This is a genomic window from Mycobacterium sp. (assembly GCF_035603715.1).
Classification (GTDB): domain Bacteria; phylum Actinomycetota; class Actinomycetes; order Mycobacteriales; family Mycobacteriaceae; genus Mycobacterium.
Genome location: NZ_DATNJW010000451.1, coordinates 1 through 2,505, shown reverse-complemented (window position 1 = coordinate 2,505; position 2,505 = coordinate 1). Strand labels below are relative to the sequence as shown.

Genomic DNA, 2,505 nt, shown 5'->3' with positions numbered 1-2,505 from the left:
CGTCGATCACGCGATCAGCGCCGGCCAGTCACCGGCGCTGATCCTGTCCGACGGTGGGGTGATGTCCTTCGGTGAGCTGCAGTCGAGAAGCCAACGGGTCGCCGCGGCGCTGCACGGTGCGGGGCTGCGCCCCGGCGACGGCGTGGCGCTGGTGCTGCCGAACCGGCCGGAGTTCTTCGAAATCACCTGGGGCTGCCAGCTTTCCGGGCTCTACTACACCGCGGTGAATACCCATTTCACGCCCGACGAAGTCGCCTATGTGATCGATGACTCCGACGCGAGGGCGGTGTTCGTCGACGCGTCGATGGGCGACCTGGCCGCGCATCTGTGTAGCGCGAATGCCGCCGTCGAGGTCCGCATCGCGGTCGGCGGAAACCTGCCCGGCTGGCAGTCCTACGACGACGCCATGGCCGCTGCCGAGGATCCGCCGCCGGTGACAGACGGGTCGGAGATGCTGTACTCGTCGGGCACCACCGGACGGCCCAAGGCCGTTCGGCGGCCACTTCCGACCGACGGCAACGGCTCATGGGCGCAGTCGGTCCTCGAGATGGCGCTGATCCACAAATACGGCATGAGCGCGGAGAACGTGTACCTTTCACCGGCACCGATGTACCACGCCGCCGGAGTGAACTACACGATGGCGGTCAATCGTGTTGGCGCTGCGGCAATCATCATGCGCAAGTTCGACGCCGAAGACGTGCTGCGCTTGATCGAGAAGCACCGGGTGACGCACGCTCAGTTCGTCCCGACGATGTTCGTGCGGATGCTGAAACTGCCCGAGGCCGTCCGCCGGCAATACGACGTCTCCAGCCTGCGATGCGTCATCCACGCGGCCGCGCCATGCCCGGTGGACGTCAAGCACCAGATGATGAACTGGTTCGGCCCGATCATCCACGAATACTATGGGGGGACTGAAGGATTCGCGGGCACCACTATCGGCCCGGAAGAGTGGCTGGCCCACCCCGGCTCGGTCGGAATACCGATGTCCCCAGTGCATGTGGTCGGCGACGACGGAGAAGAACTCCCGGTCGGGCAGACCGGTGAGCTCTACTTCGAAGGCGGGCCGAAGTTCGAATACTTCAAGGATCCCGCCAAGACCGCCTCCGTCTTCAACGAGCACGGCTGGCGTTCACTGGGGGACATGGGTTACGTCGACGACGACGGCTACCTCTACCTTACCGACCGATCGACGTTCATGGTCGTCTCCGGCGGGGTGAACATCTACCCGCAAGAAGCGGAGAACCTGCTGGTGATGCACCCCAAGCTCGTTGACGCGGCGGTGTTCGGCGTGCCGAACGAAGAGTTCGGCGAAGAGGTGAAGGCCGTTGTCCAGCCGATCGACCACGTCGCCGCCGGACCCGAGCTGGAAGCCGAGCTGATCGAGTATTGCCGAACACACCTCGCAGGCTATAAATGTCCGCGCACAATCGAATTCGATGCCGAGCTGCCGCGCGACCCGAACGGGAAGCTCTACAAGAGACGGATCCGCGAACGCTTCTGGCAAGGGCGCGCTTCACGGATCGTATGAGCTGACAAGGATAATCGGATGAACTCGCGAACTGACGTGAACTGGACACCGCTGCCGGTGCCGTTGGCTGTTGAGAGCCCGGACCGGATTCCCAAGCAGCGCTACTATGACCCCGACTTCTACGCCATGGAAGCCGAGCTGTTCTGGCCGCGGGTGTGGCAGATGGCGTGTCGACTCGAGGAGATCCCCAAGCCAGGCGACTTCGTCGAATACGAGATCCTGGACCAGTCGATCATCGTCGTGCGAGTCGATGCCGACACCGTGCGCGCCTACCACAACGCCTGCCGCCACCGCGGCGTAAAGCTGGTCGAGGGCAACGGCTCTCTTCCTGGGGCCCGGCGGACCTTCGTCTGCCCGTTCCACGGCTGGTGCTGGGGGATCGACGGTCGCAACACGTTCGTATTGCGACCCGAGGCCTTCGCCGAGGAGAACATGTCCGCTGACGACCTGCAGCTCGTCTCGGTCAAATGCGAACTCTGGGGCGGATGCGTGTGGATCAACCTCGACGACAACGCTCCGCCGCTACGCGACTGGATGGAACCCTTCGCATCGATCTACGACGCGTGGAAAGTCGAATCGCTGCGCGTCGAATGGTGGCAATCCTGCCGACTGCCGGTGAACTGGAAGCTGGCGACGGCCGCGTTCATGGAGGGCTATCACGTCCCGCAGACGCATCCGCAGTTGCTGCCGACGGCGCAGACCGGCACCCCGTCCGAAGCGGTACACCCGGTCGTCGCGAGCAGTCTCTACTTCATGCGCACGCTGGGCGACGGCATGGGTGGCATGACCCATGAGAACGACATCCGCATCGCCGAGGGGATGCAGACCATCACGCTGCCGTCCGATCCGGCTGAGGCGCTGGCCGGTTGGCGCGACGCGCTCAATGACGCGGTAGTGGCCTGGCATCGGGCGCGGGGAAGCGAGATGCCCGACCTGAACGACCTCGTCCGCCGGGGAATTACCGATGCGATCGGCTT

At 64.4% G+C, this 2,505-nt stretch carries 2 protein-coding genes; both read left to right on the top strand.

The features are described 5' to 3' along the window. On the top strand, window positions 1-1,528 hold a 1,528-nt coding region (locus VN856_RS18645), incomplete at its 5' end, for an acyl-CoA synthetase (protein WP_325691690.1). 18 nt (window positions 1,529-1,546) lie between these two features. Beyond that, on the top strand, window positions 1,547-2,505 hold a 959-nt coding region (locus VN856_RS18640; protein ID WP_325691688.1), incomplete at its 3' end, for an aromatic ring-hydroxylating dioxygenase subunit alpha.